Genomic DNA, 23,786 nt, shown 5'->3' on the forward strand with positions numbered 1-23,786 from the left:
TTCTGATGAAAGCGATAATGAAATACTTGTCGGTTACTGTATTGATGCTTGCCTGCAGTACTGGCTGGAGCTTCGATTTCGAGGAGGAATTCAAGAAAGTAATCAAGGACGGCGTGCAAAAAAAGATTGAAGAAAAATCTGACGCCGCAACAAGTAGTGCGTTGTTGGGACTTGTCGGCATTTCGCAGGAAGAGGAAATTACAATAGGCCGACAAATTGCGGGCAACTTGCTAGGTGCTTCTGCGCTTATCAAAGACCAGAGCTTGCAGATATATGTCAATAATGTCGGGCGTTGGGTGGCAAGTCAAAGCGAGCGTCCAGATTTGACTTGGCATTTCGGTGTGATTGAATCGAGCGACGTTAATGCCTTCGCCGCACCGGGAGGCTATATTTTCCTGACTCGCGGGCTGTATAGCTTATTGCAAAACGAGGCAGAACTGGCCGGGGTGCTGGGGCACGAAATCGGCCATGTCATCCGCAAGCATCATTTGAAAATTTTACAGCAAAGCAGCCTGGTAGACTTGGGCGGAAAATTAATTTCCAGGCGGATCGGCGGCAATGACAAAGTACAGAAACTGATTGGTAACGGTGCGGAAATTGTGGCACGTTCGCTCGACAAAAACGCCGAGTTCGAGGCTGACCGCATCGCGGTGGTGCTTGCCGCGCGCGCCGGTTATGACGCCTTTGCTTTGCCCGAAGTGCTACAGCAAATAGGTCATTTTGCCAAAGATGACGGCAGCGTGGCGCTGCTGTTCAAAACACATCCCCATCCAGATGACCGATTAGAAAAGTTGGGGCTTGTCATGAATGATCGCTTAGAAGATGTAAAAGGGAAAACACTGGTGGCGCGATTTTATCGCATCAAACCTTAGCACCTCTTTTTTTTATATTCTGTTTGTTATGCCATACCGTTTATAGAGAATGAGGAGACCGTTTGCCCAATATCGCCCACATTAGCTTGACATTCGTCGGGTTAATGTGGGTTTTGCCGTTTTTGTATTATTACCATGCCTATCCGCTCACCACCTTCTATCAGGAATGGAGTGCCGCTGTTCTTGGGCTATGCGCCATGCCTCTGCTGGTGACAAAACGATATTGGCTGCAACCGGAAATTCCGCTCATCGTTCTGTTGCCCATAGGGCTGCTGCTGTTAGGCATGATGCAGTTTGTACTGGGCAGGGTGGGCTATTTTGATCAGATTTTGTTGCTCGCCCTGTACTTGCTATGGGCGGCGCTACTAATGATGCTCGGTCAACGCCTGCGCGAGGAATTCGGTTTGCCTGCATTGGCGACAGCGCTGGCGACATTTCTGCTGGTGGGGGCTGAACTCAATGCTCTGGCCGGCATATTGCAACATTACCGCTGGCACACTTTCCTGGATGCTGTGGTTACGGTCAAGATTTCCGTAGCCGTCTACGGCAATGTGGCTCAACCCAACCATTTCGCCAACTACATTACACTGGGGTTAATCTCGTTGGGCTTGTTGCGTATGCGCAGCCTGTTACGCGCATGGAATGTTGCGCTGTTGGCCATGCCGCTGCTATTCGTTCTGGTATTGAGCGGCTCGCGCAGCGTCTGGCTGTATTTGCTGTTTATGGCGGGAATGGCCTGGTTGTGGCAGCGTAGCGATAAATCTTGTTTGCCCCTTTTGCGTTATACCTTATTGCTGTTGCTGGGCTTCGGTTTGATGCATCTAGTGGTGCAAATTCCTTGGCTGGAAGGGGCGGCCGGCAGTATTACCACGATGCGGCGTCTGTTTGGCGAAGGGACTGGCGGCAGCATCCGGTTGTATTTGTGGCGAGAGGGATGGCAGATATTTACCCAGTTTCCTCTGCTGGGTGCAGGTTTTGGCCAGTTCGCATGGCAGCATTTTCAACTTGGTCCTGTTTTGCAGAACACTGATATTGTCGGTCTGTATAACAATGCGCATTCATTGGTAATGCAGATTGCCGCAGAAATGGGCTTGGCTGGATTGCTTATCCTGTTGGGTACGTTGGCGATGTGCCTAATTCAATGTAGTCGCGCACAGCGTACCATTTACCATTGGTGGGGATACGCATTGCTTGGTGTGTTGGCTATACACAGCCTGTTGGAATATCCGTTATGGTATGCATATTTTCTTGGGGTGGCAGCGCTTACTCTGGGCATGCTGGATACCACCATTTATCGCTTGGAATCACGCTTTCTGGGGCGTCTGTCGCTGGCGATCATACTGTTGCTTGGGGTGCTGTCCTTGGGGCAAATGTTGCAGAATTACCGTAATCTGGAAATGTTAATGGGGCTGCGGCAGGCAGTAGGCAAAGACGGTAATTTCTGGCGTGAGGATCTGATGGCAGCACATGCGCAAGTCCCGCTGTGCCCTTACTTTGATTTGTTCATGAGTGGCAAGATAAAGGTGGGCACCGACTATCTCGCTGACAAGCGCATATTGAATGAGAGAGTGATGTCTTTTGCACCGATTGGTGTAGTGGTGTACCGCGAGGCATTACTGTTGGCGCTGTCCGGAGAGCAGGCTGCGGCACAATTACAGATGGAACGTGCCATCTGGTCATATCCCGATGATTTCCAGGCGGCGCGTAAAGAATTAAGCGCGTTGGCACAGAAAAACCCCGAGAACTTCGCTGCTCTGCTAGAATTTGCCCTCCAAAAATACGAGGAGCGGCAGCATGCAGTTCGTGCAAGATAATATCTGGATGATTTTAGTGGCAGTGAGTAGCGGTTTAATGCTGCTATGGTCGTTTATTGGCAACAGCATACGTGGGATAAAAGAAGTAAGCACTGCTGCCGCTCTGCAACTGATCAACTACAAGAATGCTTTAGTTCTGGATGTGCGCGAAGCGGCAGAATTCAATGCCGGGCATGTCCTGAATGCGAAACAAATTCCATTTGGTAAGCTTGATGAGAGCATCGGAGAACTGGAACGTTATCGTACGCAACCCATCGTAGTGATGGACAGCAGTGGTCTACGTTCGGCTGCAGCATGTGTGTTGCTAAACAAGCATGGATTTGAGTTGGCGTATAATTTGGCGGGTGGCGTGCTGGCTTGGCAGAAGGCCGGCCTGCCATTGAAAAAATAACGATGCCAAAAGTATTGATGTATTGCACCGCAGTGTGTCCATATTGCGTGCTGGCCGAGCGGCTGTTGCGCGCCAGAGGTGTGACGGAAATCGAAAAAATACGTGTGGACCTGCAGCCGGAGTTGCGTCGGATAATGATGGAAATTACCGGAGGTCGTACCGTGCCGCAAATTTTCATAGGCACACGCCTTGTTGGTACCTACGATAACTTGGTGACGCTGGAGCATAGTGGTGAATTAAGTCAGTTGTTGAATAGTTAAATTAAAAATGAAGGATAAATATAATGAGTGAAGAAGCCGCAGCCGCACCCGCATCCGAACAGCAACAACCCCTATTCAATATCGAGAAGCTGTATGTGAAAGACCTGTCGCTGGAAAGCCCTAATGCGCCGAGCATTTTTTTGGAACGCGAGAATCCTAAAATTGATCTGCAATTAAATACCCAGAGCACTCTTGTGGAAGAGGGTCTATATGAAGTAACCGTTACTGTTACAGTCACTGCCAAGCTGCCGGAAAAAGACAAGGTGATGTTTCTGATCGAGGCCAAACAGGCCGGTATTTTCCAGGTGCGCAATCTGCCGCCGGATGAGCTGGAGTCGGTATTGGCGATCATCTGCCCTAATATCCTTTATCCCTATCTCCGGGAAGTGGTATCGAATATGGCGATTCACGCCGGGTTCACGCCCGTGTTGCTCAACCCGATCAATTTCGAAGCGTTGTACCAGCAGCAGAAACAGCAGCAACAGCAGCAGGCACAGGCACAGGCCGCAACGACCACCCAGCATTGAAAATGAAACCGCCTGTCGCTTTAACCCTGTTTATTGCTTTAGCCACAGCGGCAGGTTCCGCGCATGCGCTGGACTATGCGTCTGTCGCGGACAGTTCCGCCATTCTTTATGATGCGCCATCGCTTAAAGCAAATAAAATATTTGTGGTTAATCGTTACTTGCCGCTGGAGCAGGTGGTTAGCCTGGATGATTGGGTTAAAGTTCGTGACAGCTCCGGTAGCTTGGCTTGGATAGAAAAGCGTGCCCTAAGCAGCAAGCGCTTTGTGGCAGTGATGACACCACTTGCTGTGGTGCATCAGGCGGCAGATGCGGGTGCGCCGGCAGCGTTCAATACGCGTCAGCATGTAGCGCTGGAGTGGTTGGAAAGCTCGGGCAATGGCTGGGTCAAAGTACGTCATCTGGATGGCACGACAGGCTATGTGAGGGCGACCGAAGTGTGGGGCGATTAACCGGCTCCTTCCTAATACGATGAACATTACTATACTGGGTGCTGGCGCATGGGGTAGCGCGCTGGCTATCAATCTGTCTGCGCGTCATCGTGTCACATTGTGGGCGAACGACGCGGCGCAAATCGAAGCAATGCGTGCCACCGGCTACAATCAGCGTTACCTGCCGGAAATTCCATTACCGCAGAACCTGAACCTTACTGCTGACTTGCATGCCGCATTCATTGGCGCGGAATTAATATTGGTTGCTGTGCCAATTGCCGCTCTGCGTGCCACGCTACAGAAGATCGCGGCAATTCCCATGCCGATTCCGGTAATCTGGGCGTGCAAGGGCTTCGAGGCGGGCACCACACAACTGCCGCATCAAGTGGCCGCAGAAACCTTGCCGCAAAACTTCCCCCGTGGCGTGCTGTCCGGGCCGAGCTTCGCGCTGGAAGTGGCGCGCGGTCTTCCCACAGCCATGATTTTGGCATCTATCGATGGCAAATTTGCCAGACAGGTGGCGCAATCCTTGCATCATTCGTCCTTGCGTATCTACTCCAGCACCGATGTGATGGGTGTAGAGGTGGGCGGCGCTGTCAAGAATGTGATGGCTATTGCCGCTGGCATCGCCGAAGGCATGGGTTATGGGCAAAATGCACGCGCCGGGCTGATTACCCGCGGGCTGGCAGAAATGACGAGACTGGGATTGAAAATGGGTGTGCGTGCGGAAACCTTGAGTGGGTTATCTGGCACCGGCGATTTGATCCTGACTTGCACCGGAGACCTGTCTCGCAACCGACAGGTGGGCATTTTGCTGGCACAACAGCAGGCGTTGCCGGACATCCTGAGCCAACTGGGTCACGTGGCTGAGGGCGTCTATACAGTTCGTGAAGTGCATCACCTGGCGCAACGCCTGGGCGTAGACATGCCGATCTGTGCGGCGGTGTACAGCGTCTTGTATGAGCAGGTTCCGGCGGCGAGCGCGGTCGAGGCATTGCTCAATCGTGCGCCCAACTCCGAATTTAATTAGTCGTTGGGCCTTAATCGCTCAGCCATACTTGTTGGAACCGATTTGCAGATGATGACCAAACGTAAACTGAAGCAGCACTCTCAGACATGAAATAAAGAAGACTATAGTGGCCCCCGTATTCAAGAAAATAATGCATTGAGTTTAAGAGAGTAACCGATCGAGTAATTTGGGAGAATCCAGAGAAACAGCTTGAGCTTTCATCTGCAGAGTTTTAGGCTGCTCTATAACAAAGGTTTAGCCAAATGAACGGCTAGGTAATGAAAAATATTGGGGAGTTGGTGATGCTTGACAATGTGTACCGATATAGGCAGTACTACTCGCTTATGAAAATGTTTTCTATATTACGTTAGCCGCTTAGGAAAAGAAATCGAATGGAAATCATGATCGCGTTGGTAATCGTCATTGGTGCTACGGCAGTTATCCTGAATCTTAGTCGGTTCGCGGAAAGGTCGCCGTTCTCTGTGAGCGAGCTGAAATACATCAACACCCAATCCAAATATCAGGCGCTATTGTTTGGTGTGGCGATGCTTGTTCTGCTTGCCATCTATTTCATGAAAGGTGCGAACTTATCGGTCTTCCTAACGCCGGGCAATATCGCGGCTCCCGCCAAAGAAGTTTCGTGGCTTGGAATCTCTGAGGGTGAGTCATGGCGTAGCCTCGGAGCCAGTCTGTCGATTTTCATCACACTCGCTACATCCACCTTTGTCTATTTGCAGTTCCGTAAATCTGGCGGCATTTTTAAGCAACTCGTACCCTACCTGCCGTGGGTTCTGTTATTTTCCCTCACCAACTCATTCTCCGAAGAAGTGGTTTACCGTCTTGGCGTTATTGTGCCGCTTGTTGGCGCTGTTGATACCGACTACATATTTCTCATTTCGGCGGTTGCCTTTGGTGCGCCACACCTTCGCGGCATGCCCAACGGTATCGTAGGTGCGCTGATGGCAGGTTTGTTGGGGTGGTTACTTGCCAAGTCGGTGATTGAGACGAGCGGTATGTTTTGGGCGTGGACCATTCATTTTTTGCAGGACATTGTTATCTTCTCCGCCTTCGTCATGGCAGCGGCTAACGAGTAGCAAACCACGGGGTCAGTTCTAACAGAGAATGCATGGGGTCAGTTCTAACATTCCAACAAGCTTTGTTACACTTCGCAGATGGCTAGCTGCCAGCGTGGGCACAAAGACGTGCCCACCCTACTTGACTTTTAATTGCGCATTACGTTCGGCCCCGTAAAAATATGCCACGTTTCTCGATTGACAAATTAATTTGCTGTAGCTACAGTAAATAATGCAAATTGAGTTCGATCAAGCCAAAGATGTAGCAAACCAGATGAAACATGGCGTTTCTCTTGCGTTGGCAGACGAACTGGGAAGCTGCGCTGGTTTGGATCGATGACCGCCTTGAGTATTGCGAGTTGCGCATGATCGCACTCGCACCAAAGACTGGCATCCTCTACTACGTGGCATTTGTTGATCGTGGCAAAATGCGAAGGATTATTAGTTTGCGCCAAGCCAATCGCCGTGAGGTTACACACTATGTCAAAAATATCTAAACGCCCATCCGTTGTAATGCCTACCTTGCAAGAAGACAAGGTTATTACCGCTGCTGCCAAGGCTGATCCAGACGCGCAGCCACTCACCCCGAAACAGTTAAAGGCAATGGTTCCAATTCAAGCACTGCGCGGACGCCCAAAGTCAAAGAATGCAAAGCAACTCGTATCAGTGCGCTACAGCCAAGAGGTCTTGGAGTTTTTTAAATCTTCCGGTGAAGGTTGGCAGTCACGCATGGACGAAGTGCTACGTAACTACGTCTCACGCCATTCACGTAGAGTGTGAGGTTAAGGTCGAACCCGGCATTCGGGCAGGATTCGTCCAGAAGTGGGCGAGCCCCAAGGTCAAAGAGGTCAGACCAACATTGTAATTGTTTTAACGGAACGATTTATCAGCCTCCGCAAACCCGCACTGACGCCATGCTTCAAACACCGCTACCGCGACTGTGTTGGATAAATTCAGGCTGCGATTATTCGGTAGCATAGGCATGCGCAGGCACTGCTCCGGTGCTAACGATGCCAATATATCCGCAGGCAAGCCACGAGTCTCCGGCCCGAACAGCAACGCATCGCCTGCCTGATAACATACCTTGTGATAAGGCTGCTTGCCTTTGGTCGTGTATGCAAACAGACGCGCACCCGGCAGGGTTTGCAGGCAGGCAGCGAGGTCGTCGTGTACACGAAGATCGGCGTATTCGTGATAATCCAGCCCGGCTCGCCGCAATTGTTTATCATCCAGCGAAAATCCGAGCGGTCGGATCAAATGAAGTTGCGCCCCGGTGTTGGCGCACAGGCGAATGACGTTCCCGGTATTAGGCGGAATCTCGGGCTGGAAGAGGATCACATTAAACATTATGGGAGCCTCCGTTTTGAATGGATGCGCATCTGGTTTTTCCCTGCAATGATGGTGGTGTCTGCTGACAGGGGCTGGAAAACGCGTGACGAACTGATGTGAATAATAACCCTACGAAGCAGAATGCGGCAATGTCCGCGCAATGACCCAGGCACTGATTTCGCGCGCGCCTGCTTTGCGTAAGGTTTGTGCCACCTCATTCAGCGATGCACCGCTCGTCATTACATCATCCACTATGGCGACATGCTTGCCCGAAAAATCCTGCGTGCAGATGAATGCCTGACGCACGTTTTGGTCTCTTTCTTTTCGTGATAACGCCGTTTGTGGCGGGGTATCGCGCATGCGCTGGCAGGCATTCAGCAGTGCTGGAATATTCATCTGCCGCCCAATATGCCGCGCCAGTTCAAATGACTGATTGAATCCGCGCGCACGTAAACGCACCGGATGCAATGGCATTGCAACAAGGCAATCAGGACGCACCGCAATACGCTGAGTCAGCTTGTCTGCAAGGCTGTTCGCCAATACCAGTTTTTCATTATGCTTCAGCGCCTGCACTAGCTTGTTGAGCGGGAAAGCGTAGGCGAACACGGCCACTGTGCGGTCGAAATGCGGCGCTTGTTGCAAGCAATGACCACAGATCGCGCCATCGTGCGTAGGCAGGGCACACACCGGGCAACGTGCCGCAGTCAAATAGGGTAAATCAGCATCGCAAGCGGCGCACCATACGCCATTGCGGCTGGCTGTGCCGCACAGGAAACAGGGTTGCGCGGGCAGGGCTTGCCACAATTTTGTGCGGATGTTCAAAAAATGACGAGTCAAAATTGACAAGGTTGCGCCCTTTCATGGATGATGCCGGATCATTGTAATTCATTAGACTGCAAGCCATGACGACTCACACCGTTCAATTTACCCGCCCCTCCAAACCCTCGGCACCCTCTCAACCATCAAGCGATTCGCAGTGCTGGAGCCTCGCCCAAGTTGAGGCGCTGTTCAGGCTGCCATTTGCCGATTTGCTCTATCGCGCACAGCAGGTGCATCGTGAGCATTTCGATGCCAATGCGGTACAGCTGTCCACTTTGCTGTCCATTAAAACAGGTGGCTGTCCAGAAGACTGCGGCTATTGCCCGCAAGCTGCACGCTATGATACCAGCGTGAATAGCCAGGCATTGATGGAGCTTGATGACGTGTTGGCGGCTGCCCGCGTTGCCCAGGCTGCTGGCGCGACTCGCTTTTGCATGGGCGCTGCTTGGCGCGGCCCCAAACAGCGCGATCTGGAATCGGTGCTGAACATGGTGCGCGAAGTCAAAGCGCTGGGGCTGGAAACCTGCGCTACGCTGGGCATGTTGAAAGACGGCCAGGCCGAGCAGCTAAAAGACGCCGGGCTGGATTACTACAATCACAATCTGGATACCGCGCCCGAGTTTTACGACGAAATCATTACCACTCGTGATTATCAGGACAGACTGGACACGCTGGAGCGTGTCCGCAATGCTGATTTGAATGTATGCTGTGGCGGTATCGTTGGCATGGGCGAAAGCCTTACTCAACGCGTCGGCTTGGTCGCGCAACTCGCTAACCTGGACCCCTATCCTGAAAGCGTACCCATCAACCTGCTGGTGCAGGTAGAAGGCACGCCGCTGGCCGACACCAAAGCGCTGGATCCGCTGGATTTTGTTCGTACCATCGCGGTGGCGCGCATCACCATGCCCACGGCGCGAGTGCGATTGTCTGCCGGGCGGCAACAAATGAGCGAAGCGGTGCAGGCTTTATGTTTTCTCGCGGGCGCCAACTCAATATTTTATGGCGACCAGTTGCTGACTACCGGTAATCCAGAGGTGGAGCGCGACCGCGTTCTACTTGATAAATTGGGTATGTATCCGCTTGCGGCAAAAATTTAGAGTGCATTGATCAAACTCCCTTGCTTGTGATGGAAAATTTCAATGCCTTTTGAAGTGCTGCAGGACGAACTCGACACCCGCGCAGCCCAAGGACTTCTACGCCATCGCTACGAGTTGCAAAGTGCGCAAGGCACACGCGTCAAGGTAAATGGCAAGCCGACTCTGTCTTTTTCCAGCAACGACTACCTCGGTTTAGCTTATCACCCGCAGTTGCTTGCCGCTTTGCAGACGGGGACGCAACAGTATGGATTGGGTGCGGGCGCATCCCATCTGGTCAGTGGTCATTTCAGCGCACACGACGAGTTGGAGCAAGCACTTGCTGAATTCGTCGGCAAGCCCGCAGCACTGTTATTTTCCTCTGGCTATCTGGCTAACCTTGGCGCGGTGCAAGCGCTGGTCGGCAGGAGCGATAGAATCTTTGCCGATAAGCTGAATCACGCATCACTCAATGACGCCATGTTGTTGTCACGTGCGCAGGTGCACCGCTATCGCCACAACGACATGGCACATCTCGCGCAATTGTTGGGGCAGCCAAGCAGCGGTCGCAAACTTGTTATTACCGATGCGGTATTCAGCATGGATGGTGACCTTGCGCTGTTGCCGGAACTGCTGGAGTTGTGTGAGCAGCATGATGCCTGGTTACTGGTGGATGATGCGCACGGTTTTGGCATATTGGGTGAACAGGGGCGCGGCTCATTATTTCACCATAGAGATTCATCTGGCCTCGCCTCGCCGCGCATCATCTACATGGCGACGCTGGGCAAGGCGGCGGGCGTATCCGGTGCCTTCATTGCAGCGGAACAGGTGGTAATTGATACGCTGGTACAGAATGCGCGCAGCTACATCTACACAACAGCCAGTCCACCTGCACTGTCCTGCGCGGTTCTGGCCAGTTTGTGCTTGTTGCAGAAAGAAGAGTGGCGACGCACACAATTATGGAAATTGGTTGCGCAGTTGCGTGCTGGTCTAATCGGGCTCCCGTGGGCGCTGATGCACTCCGATACCCCTATTCAGCCGCTGCTGGTCGGCGACAATAATGTTGCGGTAGCCTTGAGCGAAGCTCTGCGCGCACGTGGCATCTGGGTGCCAGCCATTCGCCCGCCTACCGTTCCGCAGGGAACGGCGCGACTGCGTATTTCGCTCTCGGCGGCGCATAGCGAGCAGGATGTGGCGCAATTGATTTCAGCCTTGCATGAGCTTGCACATTGAAAGTCGCGGTGCCGGCGCGCCGCTGTTACTGATACCTGGCTGGGGGATGCACTGCGGCATCTGGGGCAGCGTGGCCGCACAACTTGCGCAACACTTCCGCGTGCACTGCGTGGACTTGCCGGGATACGGTGCCAGCTCGATCATCGCGCAATATGATTTGGATGGGTTGGTGCAGCGGCTATCTGGGTATTGGCATGCTGAACATGGCGATGAGCCGCTGGCGTTGTGTGGCTGGTCGCTCGGCGGACAGATTGCGTTGCGCTGGGCGCTCCATGCGCCACACCAGATCGATAAGCTCGTATTGGTTGCTACCACGCCTAGTTTTGTGCAGCGTAGCGACTGGGAATGTGCAATGGCGGCGAATACCTTGCATGAATTTTCTGTTGCGTTGCTGGAAAATCATGCGCTGACGTTGAAGCGGTTTATTGCCTTGCAGGTGCGCGGCAGCGAACACGAACGTGAGTTGCTGGCAGATTTGCGCGCCCGCCTGTCCAGTCGCGGTGAACCGAATATTGCGGCATTGCGCGGGGGCCTGGAAATATTGCGCAATACCGATCTGCGTGCGGTGTTGCCGCAAATTACTCAAGCTGCTTTGGTCATTGCGGGCGAGCGCGATGTGTTGGCTTCACCCGCAGCATCGGGCTATCTCGCGCAGCAATTGCCCAATGCGCAGTTGTTCAATATCAAGGGCGCGTCACATGCGCCGTTTTTATCCCACCCGGATATTTTTGTGCAACGGATCGAGGCATTTTTAAATGGATGATTTCCTGATTGACAAACGCCAGGTGCGGATGGCTTTCAATCGTGCGGCCAATGGATACGATACCGCTGCGGTGTTACAGCGTGAGGTGTGCAGCCGCATGCTGGAACGGCTGGATTATATAAAACAGAAGCCAACGTCTGTGCTGGATGTGGGTAGTGGTACTGGCTGGGGCACGCGTCAGCTGTCGCAGCGCTATCCGGCGGCGCATCTGCTGGCGCTCGACATGGCAATTAGTATGCTCAATGTATCGCGCAGCAGGTTAAGCTGGTGGCGCAAGTTATTCGACAGTGGCAAGCACAGTTATGTATGTGCCGATGTCGAAGCCTTGCCGTTAGCAGCTAACAGCATCGAGCTGGCATGGTCGAATCTGACCCTGCAATGGTGCAACGATCTGCCCGCCACCTTCAGCGAATTACATCGCGTATTGAAAGTGGAGGGCTTGGTGATGTTCAGTACCTTCGGCCCGGACACGCTCAAGGAACTACGCAACGCTTTTCATAGCGTGGATGAGCACAGACATGTTAATCGTTTCGCGGACATGCACGACATCGGCGACATGCTGAAGGCCAGCGGTTTTGCCGCGCCTGTGATGGACATGGAAATTATCACGCTGACTTATGATAATGTGAAAGCGGTGATGCAGGATTTGCGCAGCATAGGCGCGCACAATGCCACTGCCGGACGTGGGCACGGCATGATGGGCAAGGCTGCTTGGCTGGCGCTGCAGGAGAATTACGAACGATTTCGGAAAAACGGCAAGCTACCTGCGACTTTCGAAGTGATCTATGGCCATGCGTGGAAGCCAAAGTCCAGGGTGACAGCGGATGGCGCGCATATTATTCAAACGCCATTTAAACTTTGAGGCTTGGGCGAATCAGCATTTTCAATTCAGTTTTTTTCTCGGCAATTCGCGTCTTCGTCTTACCCCGCTACACAAAACCGGGACACCCGCGACCATGCTGGCACCGGACATCGTTGCTGCCATCCTTGACGATGCCTTGTCGAATCACCTCACGCTGTTTGATCTGGCAGTCGATCCGCCGTAGTTGTGGGGGAAACAGCGAAAAAGGATAGGCGGATAAATTGCATCCTGACTCACTGTGCGCCTAATAAATTCACACAAATCCGACCCTACTCAGTTTCGGTTTCTGCAACAGAACCTTATTAAAGCCTGGGCTATTTTATTTCCTCGGCCAGTTGACGATGGATTTCAGCCATCTTGCTATTTGCCTCTGCTGCTTGCCCATAATAGCGTATCAAACCTTTACAATGCCCCTGCAGGTCTTGAGCTCGTTTACCATAGTTGTAGCTGTGATTTTCATATTCTTCGAGCTGTTTTTTATGCTCTTGCACCTTGCTTTGCATCTCTTTGGCAGTATCTTCATAATGTTTAGCCAATGCATTGTGATCGGGGCGAGTTGTAGCGCTCTGAACAGCTTGGGTCATGTCCATCGGATGAGGATCCATCTGCACGCACGAAGCTAATAAGCCAAGGGCAGACAAAACAGTGATAAATGTTCTTGTTTTCATTAATAAGCTCCTTCGGATGGTGGATTCGTAATAATTATTATGGTGCGAAATCAGGGTCAGGACTAGAGCGGTAAAAAATGCTGGTTCCAATATAACCTTCCAAAGGCAACATGAATGAGCTTGCGCATCATTGCACCGAATATGGACATTTAGGTGATTACCAGTGTTTTCTTCATCATTGTTTTACGAGCACCACGAAACTATTGGCAGGGATCGTTACATTGATACGACCTTGGTTGGAGGGGATAGTGGCACCGCCATTACCCCTATTTTGGCCACCATAGATGGCGGCGTCACTATTGAATATTTCCTTCCATCCGGCATTAGGGATGGCCAGCAAGTCCTTCTCGATGACGTAACCGTCGGCGAAGGCAGTATTGTTGAAGCTGGCGACGATAATGACTTCCTCATCCCCGCGCCACCGCTTGAAGGCGATCACTCGATTGGAATTCGACAGGTGGAGGATGTCAATGTCCTGGCTGCGGATCGAGCGCAGTCGGCGACTGAGACTTATTAGATCCTGATAAAAGCGAAACAGTGCCTTGCCGTTACCAGTCCGCTCGCCGATGATATTTTCACGGTTCAGCAGGAAGCGATCAAATGTATAGTGTTTCTGTGCTCCGATCTCTTCGCCCATGAAGAACATGGGAGTGCCCGCCGAAAGCAGGGGCAGACCAAAGCATACACGCGAGCGTGCTTCCGCCGCGGTGCGCGTGGCACCAATGACAGGCGCACCATTGACAGCCGTTACCATGGTCCGCGCCGTGCCACCGGCATTGCCGGCTTCGTCGTGAGATTCGTGGAACACGACCTGGTTATAACGGCTGTTATAAAGGGCGCTGGCAAACCAGTCCATCTGTAGTGGCTCGTTGCTGCCGGATCCAGCCTGTTTCAAGAGGCGCGCCCGATTCCCAGCCATGTCGGAGTCGCCGATCAACTGATGGTAGAACGCCAACTCCCATTTGGCGCTGAAGCCCAGCCCTCCTTGCGCCGGTAATTTCGTCACGGCGTCCCATCCCGTATGATCTTCTGCGATCAGCATCACCGTAGGCTTGATCATGCGCAGAGTGCGGCTCCACTCCCGCAGAAATTTCTGCCCGAAGACGTTGGCGTTGCCAATCGACCGCCCATCGGCGTGAAGCGCGTTGTCGCGGTGAATCGCCTGGGTCAGATCCACGCGCAGCCCATCGACGTGCATTTCTTCAATAAGAAAGGCGGCACTGCTGATGAATTGCTGGCGCACAATTTCTTCCGAAAAACGCGGGGTGAAGCCGGTAGAGCCGTTATCAAGATAGCCACCCTCCGGAAACGGGCTGCCATCATTTTTTTTGTAGTCGGAAGAGCGCCCTTCATACCAGTAATAAATATTTTCTTCGGGCATGGTTGAATCATATTGCCACTGGGCGCGTTCCGCTTCGTTGTCATAATGGTTGTAGACCACGTCCTGGATGACTGCGATGCCACGCCGGTGACAATCGCGCACGAAGTGACGGTACTTGTCGCGGCCTCCAGCGCTGGATTCAATACAGAAGTGATGACTGTCGCCATAGCCCCAGGCGGCATTGCCTGAAAACTCTGCCATGGGCAGCAGTTCGATGGCATTCACACCGAGTTCAACGAGATGGTCCAGGAATTGCAGCGCGTCACTCAAATCACCGGGGCCGGGCTTTCCGAACCCCAATGACCCGACATGTAATTCGTAAATAATCAGGTCTTCGAGGTGCGAAGGTACCGGCAGGCCGGACGTAGATTCTCTTGTCCAGAATTCTTCCGATGGAATGGTGTCCAGTTTCATTCCGCGAGGCGTGGATGCAAAATCTCGGCGCACCACATCGGCATCAATGACCACGCTGCAACTCACGGACCCGTCCAGAGTTTCAACCGTCCCCGGCCAAGCAATCTTGACAGGATTTATATTGCCCCTGCCGATCTGGCTGCGGGAGAAGATGTCGGTGCGATAGACGCGCTGCCCTTGCGCGTTCAGGATGCGATACATGTAAGGCAGGCTTTTGAAAGTCTCAAAATCTCCCTGCGGTCCGCCTTCCCATGTACCATCAGCCAGGCGGGAAAGGGTGATCATGGGCAGTGCTTGGTTCACTCCGGTGTTATCGTCGGCTATGTAGCCGCTGGCCGGATTTCCGAAGACCACTTCCACATTTTTGGCATTTGGAGCCCATACGGCAAAACGCAGACCGGGTGTGGTGCTTCCAGTAGCGAAGTGTTTGTTGGCTCCCAAATGACGGTTATAAGTGAAGTAATAGCGTTCGACCTGGGGCACGGTTGCCTCGCGGTTGAGCCGAAACTGGCGATGGCGCGCAACGGAATTAACATCCTGCACCTCAGTCGGAATGCCCCAGAAGTTGGCACCCTGCGGCCCGTCAAGGATAACCCCCCACTTGAAGGTATTATCCTGATCGGCAAGATGAAGTGAGACTGTGGCCGTAAAGACTGGACAGCCATCCACGCCGATTTCCTCCTGCATCGGAGATTCCGTCCAGTCATCCGAATATCGGCCGCTACCGTCCCAGCTGCCGCGCAAGCGGGCGTTGCGGAATATCGCCCGTTTAAGGCCGGTGATGAATTGAAATTCCACTGTCTGCATTGTCATAATGATTGTTTACCCTTGACGATCAACATCCAAGCAATATCTAAAGAAGCCAGGCTCAAGTTATTCCTCACAGACAAAGCGAAATTCGCAAGGGGTGGTCGACGGTGGATGGTCGATGGTGGATGGACTTGCGACCTCCAGCCCAATTAACGCCAACATTCCCGGCTCCGACAGTTGGCTGGCAATTAAATATCCCTGTGAGGGTCAAATAGTAGAGTGGCACCCAGAAAAGTGAATAAGCAAATTGCTTATTTTTGATTTATAAAATCTTTAAAATATGCGGCGCATTAAACTTTTCCTTGCTCCTGGCCTTAAGATGCACATGTAAATTCGCATGTACGCAGTGAGAGAAACGTGTCATGCCACAACAAATATATAAGCCGCTTCCTTTGGAGGACTGCGTCTCCGATATACTTCCTCGCCGACAGACGGGTGGAGCAGGCATGAGGACGATTACGCTTTTTTCCCAATTCCGATGCCCACAATATCGAGGCAGGATGTTGTGCATCGGAGTAAGAAATTGCCTAATGAGCAATTCATCGGAGTGCCCGCGGGATTCAGTGTTTTTTGATGTTAGCGCGCAAACTTAAAGGAGTCATTCAAGTGAGTTTAAATATCAGACGGGTTGTGTGGGTGGTTTCGGCGCTGCTCCTGACTTTCGTAGTGTTGCGAGCGTATTTGCACTTCTCTCCGGGCAGCAATCTGTATATTGGCTCATACAATATCCACCACCTTTTTATTGGTTTGCTGCTTATTACATTCGCGGGTTTGCCTCTTGTCCTGTTTAATGGTAATAGTTGGAAACTTGACTTAGCGGCTATAGCGTTCGGGGCAGGGTTGAGTATGGCTCTCGACGAGTGGGTATATCTCATTACAACCGATGGAAGTGACGTTTCGTATCTTCTGCCGATTTCCTTATGGGGTGGGGTGGTAATGGTAGGCTTGGCTGCAAGTTATGCACTTGGATTAGCGTTTTATGCTCATCGGTATGAACGCGCTAACTTGGCGCTCAATCCGGACACGCAAAAACGGCGCGCCAGTTAGCTCTGAGTTAACCATATGGAAATAGTCATCTGAAAATTTGCCGGGCGAAATGATAATGGTGTTCAAAATCGGACTGCTACCCATTATGTTGGGTATTGTTTTGCTGGGTTTCTTTGCGGCCAAAGCGGCAAGGATGCGCGGCAGAAATCCGTGGGTGTGGGGAAGCCTCACCGTTGCTGTGATAACCGCGGTGACATGGCAACAGCTGCCAGTATGGGCGGAGACTGTTTTTTATCGCGGGAAGATAAAGCAATCGACCATTCCGCAGCGGAAGGTAATCAACCTGGCAGAGGCTAAAAAAATCAATATTCGCGTAAGTATGGATGACGTTAATTTTGATGTGCCGCTTGTATATAACTTTAAAGGATACAACCAGCAATTACGCGGCTGGGGGAATGTGCCGCAAAAACAGATTGAAGGTAAGAAAAGGCTGGCTGTTGACTTCATCAAAATTGATGCCATATTGCCGGACCTTTCTCCACTGAGGGAAGAGAATCTAGCGCAATTTGAAAAATTAGCATGGGGACAAAACTTGCACGCCTCTATTACGCATATGAGGCCGTGGGATCACTATTTTAAATATTTTATTGAGAGATTGCAGCGGCAACCAGATTCGCCAGACTTACCAGGAATGTTGCATTACTACGACCCATCCGGCAAAGCCAATATATTCTTTAGCCATGATCACCCGACGGATGAATTAGTACGTATCCGATGTGCGGACGAGAATTTTTTCCACAGTGCATACCCAATTTGCGTAGTTGAAACGTCTTACCGCCCTGCACCGGACATGGTGATATCTGCGCCCATAAAAAAGACGGTTTTCTCTCTGAGGTATGAACTGCCCAGCCAATATATTGCGCAATGGCAGACGATAGATCAGAAGCTTAAATCTCGGTTTGACCAGATGGTGAGCAATAACGCTACATCCTTACCTTGACCTGTGGCTAAAATTCCGAGGCGAGTGGATTACGAATAAAGCCGGAGGCTGACCACGGCTTATGCGTAGTCTCATTAGAAGAGGCTGCATATGAATACAATGTCATTTCAGGGTAGGTCGTACAGCTTGTGAAGCTGAAGTATAGTTTGCAACTATTAAAGTCTGGTCAGCTGCATCCGTAATGAGTAAATGATTTGTCAAAAAATCATTTACTATTGTGTTCGATAATATAAAACAATTAAGGGGAGGTAAATTATGAAGACTGTTCAGTTCAGTTTCTGCCGTACAACCACGGTAGCGGTTGTTTCTATTTTCCTGGCGGGTTGTGCCAACATGCAGATGGGGTCTCAGGAAGCGAAAACGACCGCCACAGGCTCTGCGGGTGGTGCAACATCACAGAACGCCAACAGCAAGCTTGAAAAATGTGCCGAATCTCTGGGTACCTTGGCAGTCGTCGAGGACACCAACGCCCCATGGTATGGCATCCTAACTGGGCAAATGAAACTAGGATCCACTACTCCCGTACTTAAGATGCTTGTTCAACAGTCTAACTGCTTTGTGGTTGTAGACCGGGGGCGTGCGATGGGCAATATGATGGGGGAACGTGCATTGGCGGAATCAGGAGAGATGCGCAAGGGTTCCAAGTTCCAAAAAGGACAAATGGTAGCGGCTGACTACTCTATGAGTCCTTCCATCACTTTCAGCAACACTAATGCCGGAGGTGCTGGTGCTGCTATTGGCGGCCTCTTTGGGTCATTTGGCGCTCTACTGGGCAGCAGTATCTCTGCCAAAGAGTCCAGTACCATGTTGACCTTGGTTGATAACCGTTCTGGCGTTCAGCTAGCTGCAGCTGAGGGTAGTTCACGCAACATGGACTTTGGATTCATGGGCGGCTTATTCGGAAGTGCGCTTGGCGGGGTAGGCGGAGGCTATTCCAACACTGCTGAAGGAAAAGTTATTGTGGCCGCATTCACCGATTCCTACAACAATATGGTGAAAGCCGTGCGTGCTTACAAAGCACAAGAGGTTAAAGGCGGGCTTGGAACGGGCGGTCACCTTGGTGTTCAAGGCGGAGAGTAAGCTCGGAAATAAATGTGTACTAAAATAATTTCTTAAATAAGCTTCCTATGTGCACATCGCAATCTATTCAAGTTGCGATGTGCATAAATTAACGCTATGTAAAATTAAAGAGACAAGGCGTTAGTAACACTCAGCACGAGCTACCCAGCAGTCGCCTCACTACACGCTAGACAGCTTCATTTCGGTTTCGAGCTTGGCACAGTTAATTACCACACTCATTCTTTGCATATGGGAAACGTGATAGTTAAGTATCTTGACCTTATCTTTAGTGCAATCCTTTATATCTCGCTGAAACCTGTTATATGACCCTATGTCTGTGGCGAATTTATTCATTCAGCACCAGCCTGCTATGCGTCAAATCGCCCCAGCCTACGCGCAGGAAACCCAGGCATTCGAGGATAATATGAATTACTTCATAACAGGTACTGATACTGGAGTCGGCAAGACGCTGATTAGCTGCGCACTACTGCATGCCTTTGCTGCGCGAGGACAGCGCGTAGTCGGCATGAAGCCGGTGGCGGTGGGTTGCGATGACGATGGGCATAATCAGGATGTGAAACAATTGCAGGCGGTCAGCAATGTACTGGTGAGCTATGGCCAGATTAATCCCTATTGTTTTCTAAGTTCTATTGCGCCGCATATTGCTGCACGGAATGCAGGTGTGCACATCGATTTCGCCCGCATCCTGACGTCATATCACGAGCTGGCATCACAAGCGGATGTGGTGATAGTAGAAGGTGCGGGAGGATTTAGAGTGCCACTGAATAACAATCAAGACATTGCCGATTTGGCTCTGCAATTGGGTTTGCCTGTTATTTTGGTGGTGGGCATGCGTTTGGGCTGTCTCAACCATGCGCTGCTGACAGCAAGCGCGATTGAGGCATGTGGATTAAAATGTGCCGGATGGGTGGCCAATGTGCTGGATGCAGATATGCTCGCGGTACAAGACAATGTTGTGGCATTACAGCAACGCTTGGCCGCACCGCTGCTTGGCGTGGTACCTTGGCAGCCACAGCCGGATGCGAGGATGGTGGCCATGCAGCTCAAACTCGAATTGCTTGAGGAAATGTAACGGTTCAGTTCGGAGTTGAGAGGCTGTAAATGAAACTGTCTATTTCTCCAGAAACAGAATGGCCTGTGCGCCGGATTGCGCGCGCAAGCTATAATTGTTACCGCACATGGCGCGCCAAGATGTCTTGAGCCGGGGGAAGGTTTCACCTATCTGTAAGGTGTGATGGTCAAGAAAATGGGGTATGAACGCACTATGGCGTTATTGAGTAGAAAGCTTGAAAAAACCTCTCCGCTATCAGGTCGGTTGGCTGCATTGCTGCGCGAATCGCGCTTGTTGCTGCTGGTTGCGGTGGCAATTTATTTAATCCTCATTTTGTATGGTTATGATCGAAACGATCCTGCCTGGTCGAATAGCGCCAGCGGTGCTGTGCCACATAATTCGGGCGGCGTGTTCGGTGCTTGGTTGGCGGATGTGCTGCTGTATGTATTCGGTTTCTCTGCCTGGTGGTGGGTTGCATTCCTGTTGCAGCAGATATGGGTGGACTATCGCGGCATATCGCAAAACAGCCTGTTCGATCGTCGTGCCTTATGGGTAGCGCTGATCGGCTTTGTCGTGTTGTTGCTGGCCAGCAGTTCATTGGAAGCGCTGCGGCTGCATACCCTGAAGGCCGCGCTGCCATACGCGCCAGGCGGTATGTTGGGCGTGGTGCTGGGTGACGGGTTGGCGCATTTGCTGGGGTTTACCGGTGCCACCTTGTTTCTGCTGGTGTTGATAGCCATCGGATTTAGTTTGTTCAGTGGTCTGTCTTGGCTGCGGTTTACTGACCGATTAGGAACGGCTCTTGAAGCTTTCTATTTCTGGACGCAGAATGCTTGGCTGACCTGGCAGGACAAGCGTGTTGGTGCACAAGCATTGAGCGAGCGTCAGGTTGTGGTGGAAGAAGAAAAAAAACGTGTAGAGAACCATCTGCCGATATATATCGAGCAGCCACTGATTGAAGTGCGGCAGTCTGCGCGTGTGTCGGAAGAGAGGCAGGTGCCATTGTTTCCGGATATGCCCGATTCGCCGCTGCCGCCGCTGCATCTGCTGGATCAGCCGGTGCATGAGGTTGAAATGTTGTCTGCCGACACGCTGGAATTTACTTCGCGTTTGATTGAACGCAAACTTAAAGATTTCTGCGTGGAAGTGAAAGTGGTGGCGGCCTACCCGGGGCCGGTCATTACGCGCTACGAGATCGAGCCTGCAGTAGGGGTAAAGGGCAGCCAGATCACCAGTCTGGTGAGAGATTTGGCGCGCGCACTATCTGTGGTCAGCATTCGCGTGGTGGAAACTATTCCGGGCAAATCCTACATGGCGTTGGAATTGCCCAATCCGAAGCGGCAGATGGTGCGGTTGTCCGAAATTCTCAGTTCGCAGGATTACGCGGGTATGAATTCGCCGCTCACTATGGCAATGGGCAAGGATATTTCCGGCAAACCCGTGGTTGCCGATCTGGGCAAAATGCCGCATGTCTTGGTGGCAGGTACCACCGGTTCCGGCAAGTCGGTGGCGATCAATGGCATGATTCTGAGTCTGCTGTACAAGGCCACGCCGCAGCAGGTACGGCTGTTGCTGGTTGATCCCAAGATGCTCGAACTGTCAGTGTATGAAGGCATCCCGCACCTGTTAGCCCCCGTGGTGACTGATATGCGCCAAGCTGCGTCTGCGCTCAACTGGTGCGTGCAGGAAATGGACAAGCGTTATCGCCTGATGTCGGCACTCGGCGTGCGCAACATTGCCGGTTACAACCAGAAGGTGCGCGATGCCATCAAGGCGGATCGACCGCTGACCAATCCATTCACGCTTACTCCGGAAAACCCTGAAGCGGCGGAAGAGTTACCGTTCATTGTGGTGTTTATCGACGAGTTGGCCGACCTGATGATGGTAGTGGGCAAGAAGGTCGAGGTGTTGATTGCGCGTCTGGCGCAGAAGGCGCGCGCCTCCGGTATTCACCTGGTATTGGCGACGCAGCGTCCCTCGGTGGACGTTATCACAGGCCTGATCAAGGCGAACGTGCCAACACGCGTGGCGTTCCAGGTGTCCAGCAAGATCGATTCGCGCACCATCCTCGATCAGATGGGTGCGGAGGCATTGCTCGGCCAAGGCGACATGCTTTATTTACCGCCTGGTACTGGCTACCCGCAGCGGGTGCATGGTGCCTTCGTTTCCGACCAGGAAGTGCACCGCGTCGCCGAATATCTCAAGGCGCTGGGTGTACCGCAATATGTCGAAGGCGTGCTAACTTCATTGGATGAACTTGACGCGGGCGGCGAAGTCGAAAGTGGAGGTGGCGTAGAAGCCGATGCACTATATGATCAGGCGGTGGATATCGTGGTGAAATCGCGTCGCGCCTCTATCTCGCTGGTGCAGCGCCATTTGCGTATTGGCTACAATCGTGCCGCGCGCTTGGTAGAACAGATGGAGCGCGCCGGAGTGGTGACGCCCATGCAGAGTAATGGCAACCGTGAAGTGATTGCGCCTGCCAGGCAGGAGTGAGCAGTTAAACCCAAACCCATCTAACCTCTCCCGACAAGAAGAGGTCAATGCAGAGAGGAATTCCACATGTACAAGTTTTTTATTTTTTTATTTTTTGCTTTGCCTCTCTCCGCGTATGCCGGAGCCACTGATAAGCTGAAAAATTTCATCGCGTCCACGCATTCAGCACAGGCCAATTTCACTCAAGAGGTTCGGGACAAAAGTGGCAAGCGCATTCAGTCGGCTTCCGGCACCATGCAGTTTGTACGGCCCGGAAAATTTCGCTGGGTCTATCAGAAGCCTTTTGAACAATTGATCGTGGGCGATGGCGAGAAATTCTGGCTGCACGACGTGGAACTTAATCAGGTCACAGTGAAAAAAATAGATGCAGCGCTGGGCAGCAGCCCGGCGGCGCTCTTGTCTGGTAACAATGAAATTGAGCGCGGCTTTAAGTTGAAAGATAACGGAACCAAGGATAGCCTGGAATGGCTGCAAGCTACGCCCCGTGCGAAGGACACCAGCTTCGAGAAAATTCTCATGGGGTTTAACGCGCAATCCGAGCTAATGGTTATGGAATTGCAAGATGCTTTTGGCCATACCACCGTGCTTCGTTTTTCGAAGCTGCAACGCAACCCACAACTATCACCGCAATTGTTCAAGTTTGTACCGCCCAAAGGGGCGGACGTACTGGGTGAGTAACCCTTTCCTAACCCTAACTTATTCTGGGGATAAGATCATATTTGAAAGCAGTCTATTTAGGATTATTGATAATCAACGTGTCGTCATAAAAAGTTACCACACCTGTTGCGATGTCATGTTTTCCGCCGACAAGGCCAATCGCACCTGCTTCAACCATCTCTTTTAAAATGGGGCTACGTTCCATGATGGCGTGTAATGTTCTTTTTACATTGATGGTGGCTACTTTTTCCACAAATTCAGGGTTGCTTGAATTACGATTTTCGGTTTCGCTATTTTCATCATAAACCGCTGGCTGTATTTTACTTAATAGGGCGGTTAGGTTACCCATTTCTACGTGGTCGCAAGCACCTTTTATGGCGCCGCATTTGGAATGGCCTAAAACCACTATTATTTTAGAGCCAGCGACTTTGCAGCCAAATTCCATATTGCCAAGAATATCTTCATTCATGATATTGCCGGCAATTCGCACACTAAATACATCGCCTAAACCCTGGTCAAAAACTAATTCCACTGAGGTGCGAGAATCTATGCAACTTAAAATAACCGCAAATGGATTTTGACCTTCTGATGTTTCACCGGCTTGTTGCAACAGATTACGGTTTATTTTAATGTTCTTTTCAAACCTTTTATTGCCTTCTTTTAATAACATTAATGCCATTGCAGGAGTAATGGCTGATTGCATTTGTTTAGTTAAAGTTCTCATTGTTTTTGATTTATTAATGTAGTTAAATATTTAAGCGCTAATGGGTTCAATAAATTATTTATAGG

General features: G+C 51.5%; 26 protein-coding genes. 21 read left to right on the top strand and 5 right to left on the bottom strand.

Translation table 11 applies throughout. The features are described 5' to 3' along the window. Window positions 1–5 precede the first annotated feature (5 nt). From MJ768_RS07935 to MJ768_RS07980, 10 genes are all read left to right on the top strand, one after another. Window positions 6–872, top strand: a complete 867-nt coding sequence (locus MJ768_RS07935; protein ID WP_239289981.1) for a M48 family metalloprotease — start codon at window positions 6–8, stop codon at window positions 870–872. Window positions 873–934: 62 nt separating this feature from the next. Continuing rightward, window positions 935–2,686: a PglL family O-oligosaccharyltransferase gene (locus MJ768_RS07940; protein ID WP_239289983.1), complete on the top strand. Its 1,752-nt coding sequence runs from the start codon at window positions 935–937 to the stop codon at window positions 2,684–2,686. After that, on the top strand, window positions 2,667–3,077 hold the full coding sequence (locus MJ768_RS07945; protein ID WP_239289985.1) for a rhodanese-like domain-containing protein: 411 nt from the start codon (window positions 2,667–2,669) through the stop codon (window positions 3,075–3,077). The genes MJ768_RS07940 and MJ768_RS07945 overlap by 20 nt, the downstream gene beginning before the upstream one ends. A gap of 2 nt (window positions 3,078–3,079) precedes the next feature. Further along, on the top strand, window positions 3,080–3,337 hold the full coding sequence (locus tag MJ768_RS07950; protein ID WP_239289987.1) for a glutaredoxin domain-containing protein: 258 nt from the start codon (window positions 3,080–3,082) through the stop codon (window positions 3,335–3,337). A 23-nt stretch (window positions 3,338–3,360) separates the two neighbouring features. Further along, window positions 3,361–3,864 (top strand): protein-export chaperone SecB, encoded by a 504-nt coding sequence (gene secB, locus MJ768_RS07955; RefSeq protein ID WP_239289989.1) that lies wholly within the window; start codon window positions 3,361–3,363, stop codon window positions 3,862–3,864. Window positions 3,865–3,866: 2 nt separating this feature from the next. Next, on the top strand, window positions 3,867–4,313 hold the full coding sequence (locus MJ768_RS07960; RefSeq protein ID WP_239289991.1) for an SH3 domain-containing protein: 447 nt from the start codon (window positions 3,867–3,869) through the stop codon (window positions 4,311–4,313). A 19-nt stretch (window positions 4,314–4,332) separates the two neighbouring features. Next, window positions 4,333–5,322, top strand: coding sequence for an NAD(P)H-dependent glycerol-3-phosphate dehydrogenase (locus MJ768_RS07965; protein ID WP_239289993.1), 990 nt, complete (start codon window positions 4,333–4,335; stop codon window positions 5,320–5,322). A 371-nt stretch (window positions 5,323–5,693) separates the two neighbouring features. After that, complete coding sequence (locus MJ768_RS07970) at window positions 5,694–6,395, top strand: CPBP family intramembrane glutamic endopeptidase (protein WP_239289995.1); 702 nt, start codon at window positions 5,694–5,696, stop codon at window positions 6,393–6,395. A 260-nt stretch (window positions 6,396–6,655) separates the two neighbouring features. Further along, complete coding sequence (locus MJ768_RS07975; RefSeq protein ID WP_239289997.1) at window positions 6,656–6,871, top strand: BrnT family toxin; 216 nt, start codon at window positions 6,656–6,658, stop codon at window positions 6,869–6,871. Continuing rightward, a complete protein-coding gene (locus tag MJ768_RS07980) occupies window positions 6,855–7,154 on the top strand; it encodes a BrnA antitoxin family protein (RefSeq protein WP_239289999.1) in 300 nt (99 codons plus the stop codon). Before MJ768_RS07975 ends, MJ768_RS07980 begins: the two co-directional genes overlap by 17 nt. Window positions 7,155–7,244: 90 nt before the next feature. Here the strand turns inward: MJ768_RS07980 and trmL are convergent, their stop codons facing one another. Together trmL and MJ768_RS07990 are read right to left on the bottom strand one after the other, a co-directional pair. Continuing rightward, window positions 7,245–7,721, bottom strand: coding sequence for a tRNA (uridine(34)/cytosine(34)/5-carboxymethylaminomethyluridine(34)-2'-O)-methyltransferase TrmL (trmL, locus tag MJ768_RS07985; protein ID WP_239290010.1), 477 nt, complete (start codon window positions 7,719–7,721; stop codon window positions 7,245–7,247). Window positions 7,722–7,832: 111 nt separating this feature from the next. Then, window positions 7,833–8,549: a ComF family protein gene (locus tag MJ768_RS07990; protein ID WP_239290012.1), complete on the bottom strand. Its 717-nt coding sequence runs from the start codon at window positions 8,547–8,549 to the stop codon at window positions 7,833–7,835. A 56-nt stretch (window positions 8,550–8,605) separates the two neighbouring features. Here MJ768_RS07990 and bioB point away from each other — a divergent pair, with 56 nt between their 5' ends. From bioB to MJ768_RS08015, 5 genes are read left to right on the top strand one after another with little or no spacing between them, the layout of a single operon-like run. Beyond that, a complete protein-coding gene (gene bioB / locus MJ768_RS07995; RefSeq protein ID WP_239290014.1) occupies window positions 8,606–9,619 on the top strand; it encodes a biotin synthase BioB in 1,014 nt (337 codons plus the stop codon). A gap of 42 nt (window positions 9,620–9,661) precedes the next feature. Further along, a complete protein-coding gene (gene bioF, locus MJ768_RS08000; RefSeq protein WP_239290016.1) occupies window positions 9,662–10,828 on the top strand; it encodes an 8-amino-7-oxononanoate synthase in 1,167 nt (388 codons plus the stop codon). Beyond that, window positions 10,812–11,591: a pimeloyl-ACP methyl ester esterase BioH gene (gene bioH / locus MJ768_RS08005; protein WP_239290025.1), complete on the top strand. Its 780-nt coding sequence runs from the start codon at window positions 10,812–10,814 to the stop codon at window positions 11,589–11,591. The genes bioF and bioH overlap by 17 nt, the downstream gene beginning before the upstream one ends. Then, window positions 11,584–12,453, top strand: coding sequence for a malonyl-ACP O-methyltransferase BioC (bioC, locus tag MJ768_RS08010; protein WP_239290027.1), 870 nt, complete (start codon window positions 11,584–11,586; stop codon window positions 12,451–12,453). Before bioH ends, bioC begins: the two co-directional genes overlap by 8 nt. After that, window positions 12,416–12,637: a hypothetical protein gene (locus MJ768_RS08015; RefSeq protein ID WP_239290029.1), complete on the top strand. Its 222-nt coding sequence runs from the start codon at window positions 12,416–12,418 to the stop codon at window positions 12,635–12,637. The genes bioC and MJ768_RS08015 overlap by 38 nt, the downstream gene beginning before the upstream one ends. A gap of 130 nt (window positions 12,638–12,767) precedes the next feature. Here the strand turns inward: MJ768_RS08015 and MJ768_RS08020 are convergent, their stop codons facing one another. Both MJ768_RS08020 and MJ768_RS08025 read right to left on the bottom strand, forming a co-directional pair. After that, the gene (locus MJ768_RS08020) at window positions 12,768–13,121 is read right to left on the bottom strand and encodes a hypothetical protein (RefSeq protein WP_239290031.1); all 354 of its coding nucleotides are present in this window, start codon (window positions 13,119–13,121) and stop codon (window positions 12,768–12,770) included. Window positions 13,122–13,296: 175 nt separating this feature from the next. Continuing rightward, a complete protein-coding gene (locus MJ768_RS08025; protein ID WP_239290041.1) occupies window positions 13,297–15,729 on the bottom strand; it encodes an alpha-amylase family glycosyl hydrolase in 2,433 nt (810 codons plus the stop codon). A gap of 603 nt (window positions 15,730–16,332) precedes the next feature. Between MJ768_RS08025 and MJ768_RS08030 the strand changes: the two genes are divergently transcribed. The 6 genes from MJ768_RS08030 (at window position 16,333) to lolA (ending at window position 23,018) form a co-directional block, all read left to right on the top strand. Continuing rightward, the gene (locus MJ768_RS08030) at window positions 16,333–16,773 is read left to right on the top strand and encodes a hypothetical protein (RefSeq protein WP_239290050.1); all 441 of its coding nucleotides are present in this window, start codon (window positions 16,333–16,335) and stop codon (window positions 16,771–16,773) included. Between the two features lie 85 nt (window positions 16,774–16,858). Continuing rightward, complete coding sequence (locus MJ768_RS08035; RefSeq protein WP_239290052.1) at window positions 16,859–17,713, top strand: hypothetical protein; 855 nt, start codon at window positions 16,859–16,861, stop codon at window positions 17,711–17,713. 255 nt (window positions 17,714–17,968) lie between these two features. Then, window positions 17,969–18,793 (top strand): CsgG/HfaB family protein, encoded by an 825-nt coding sequence (locus tag MJ768_RS08040; RefSeq protein ID WP_239290054.1) that lies wholly within the window; start codon window positions 17,969–17,971, stop codon window positions 18,791–18,793. A gap of 349 nt (window positions 18,794–19,142) precedes the next feature. Further along, entirely contained in the window at window positions 19,143–19,865 is a 723-nt protein-coding gene (bioD, locus tag MJ768_RS08045; protein WP_239290056.1) for a dethiobiotin synthase, read from the top strand. Between the two features lie 192 nt (window positions 19,866–20,057). After that, window positions 20,058–22,340 carry a DNA translocase FtsK gene (locus MJ768_RS08050; RefSeq protein WP_239290066.1) on the top strand — a complete coding sequence of 761 codons (2,283 nt, stop codon included), beginning with the start codon at window positions 20,058–20,060 and terminating at the stop codon, window positions 22,338–22,340. Between the two features lie 66 nt (window positions 22,341–22,406). Beyond that, a complete protein-coding gene (lolA, locus tag MJ768_RS08055) occupies window positions 22,407–23,018 on the top strand; it encodes an outer membrane lipoprotein chaperone LolA (protein WP_239290068.1) in 612 nt (203 codons plus the stop codon). A gap of 52 nt (window positions 23,019–23,070) precedes the next feature. Here the strand turns inward: lolA and MJ768_RS08060 are convergent, their stop codons facing one another. Further along, window positions 23,071–23,721 carry a carbonic anhydrase family protein gene (locus MJ768_RS08060; RefSeq protein ID WP_239290070.1) on the bottom strand — a complete coding sequence of 217 codons (651 nt, stop codon included), beginning with the start codon at window positions 23,719–23,721 and terminating at the stop codon, window positions 23,071–23,073. Between the last annotated feature and the right edge of the window lie 65 nt (window positions 23,722–23,786).

It is taken from the genome of Candidatus Nitrotoga sp. 1052, from assembly GCF_927312905.1.
In the GTDB taxonomy this organism is placed as follows: Bacteria; Pseudomonadota; Gammaproteobacteria; order Burkholderiales; family Gallionellaceae; genus Nitrotoga.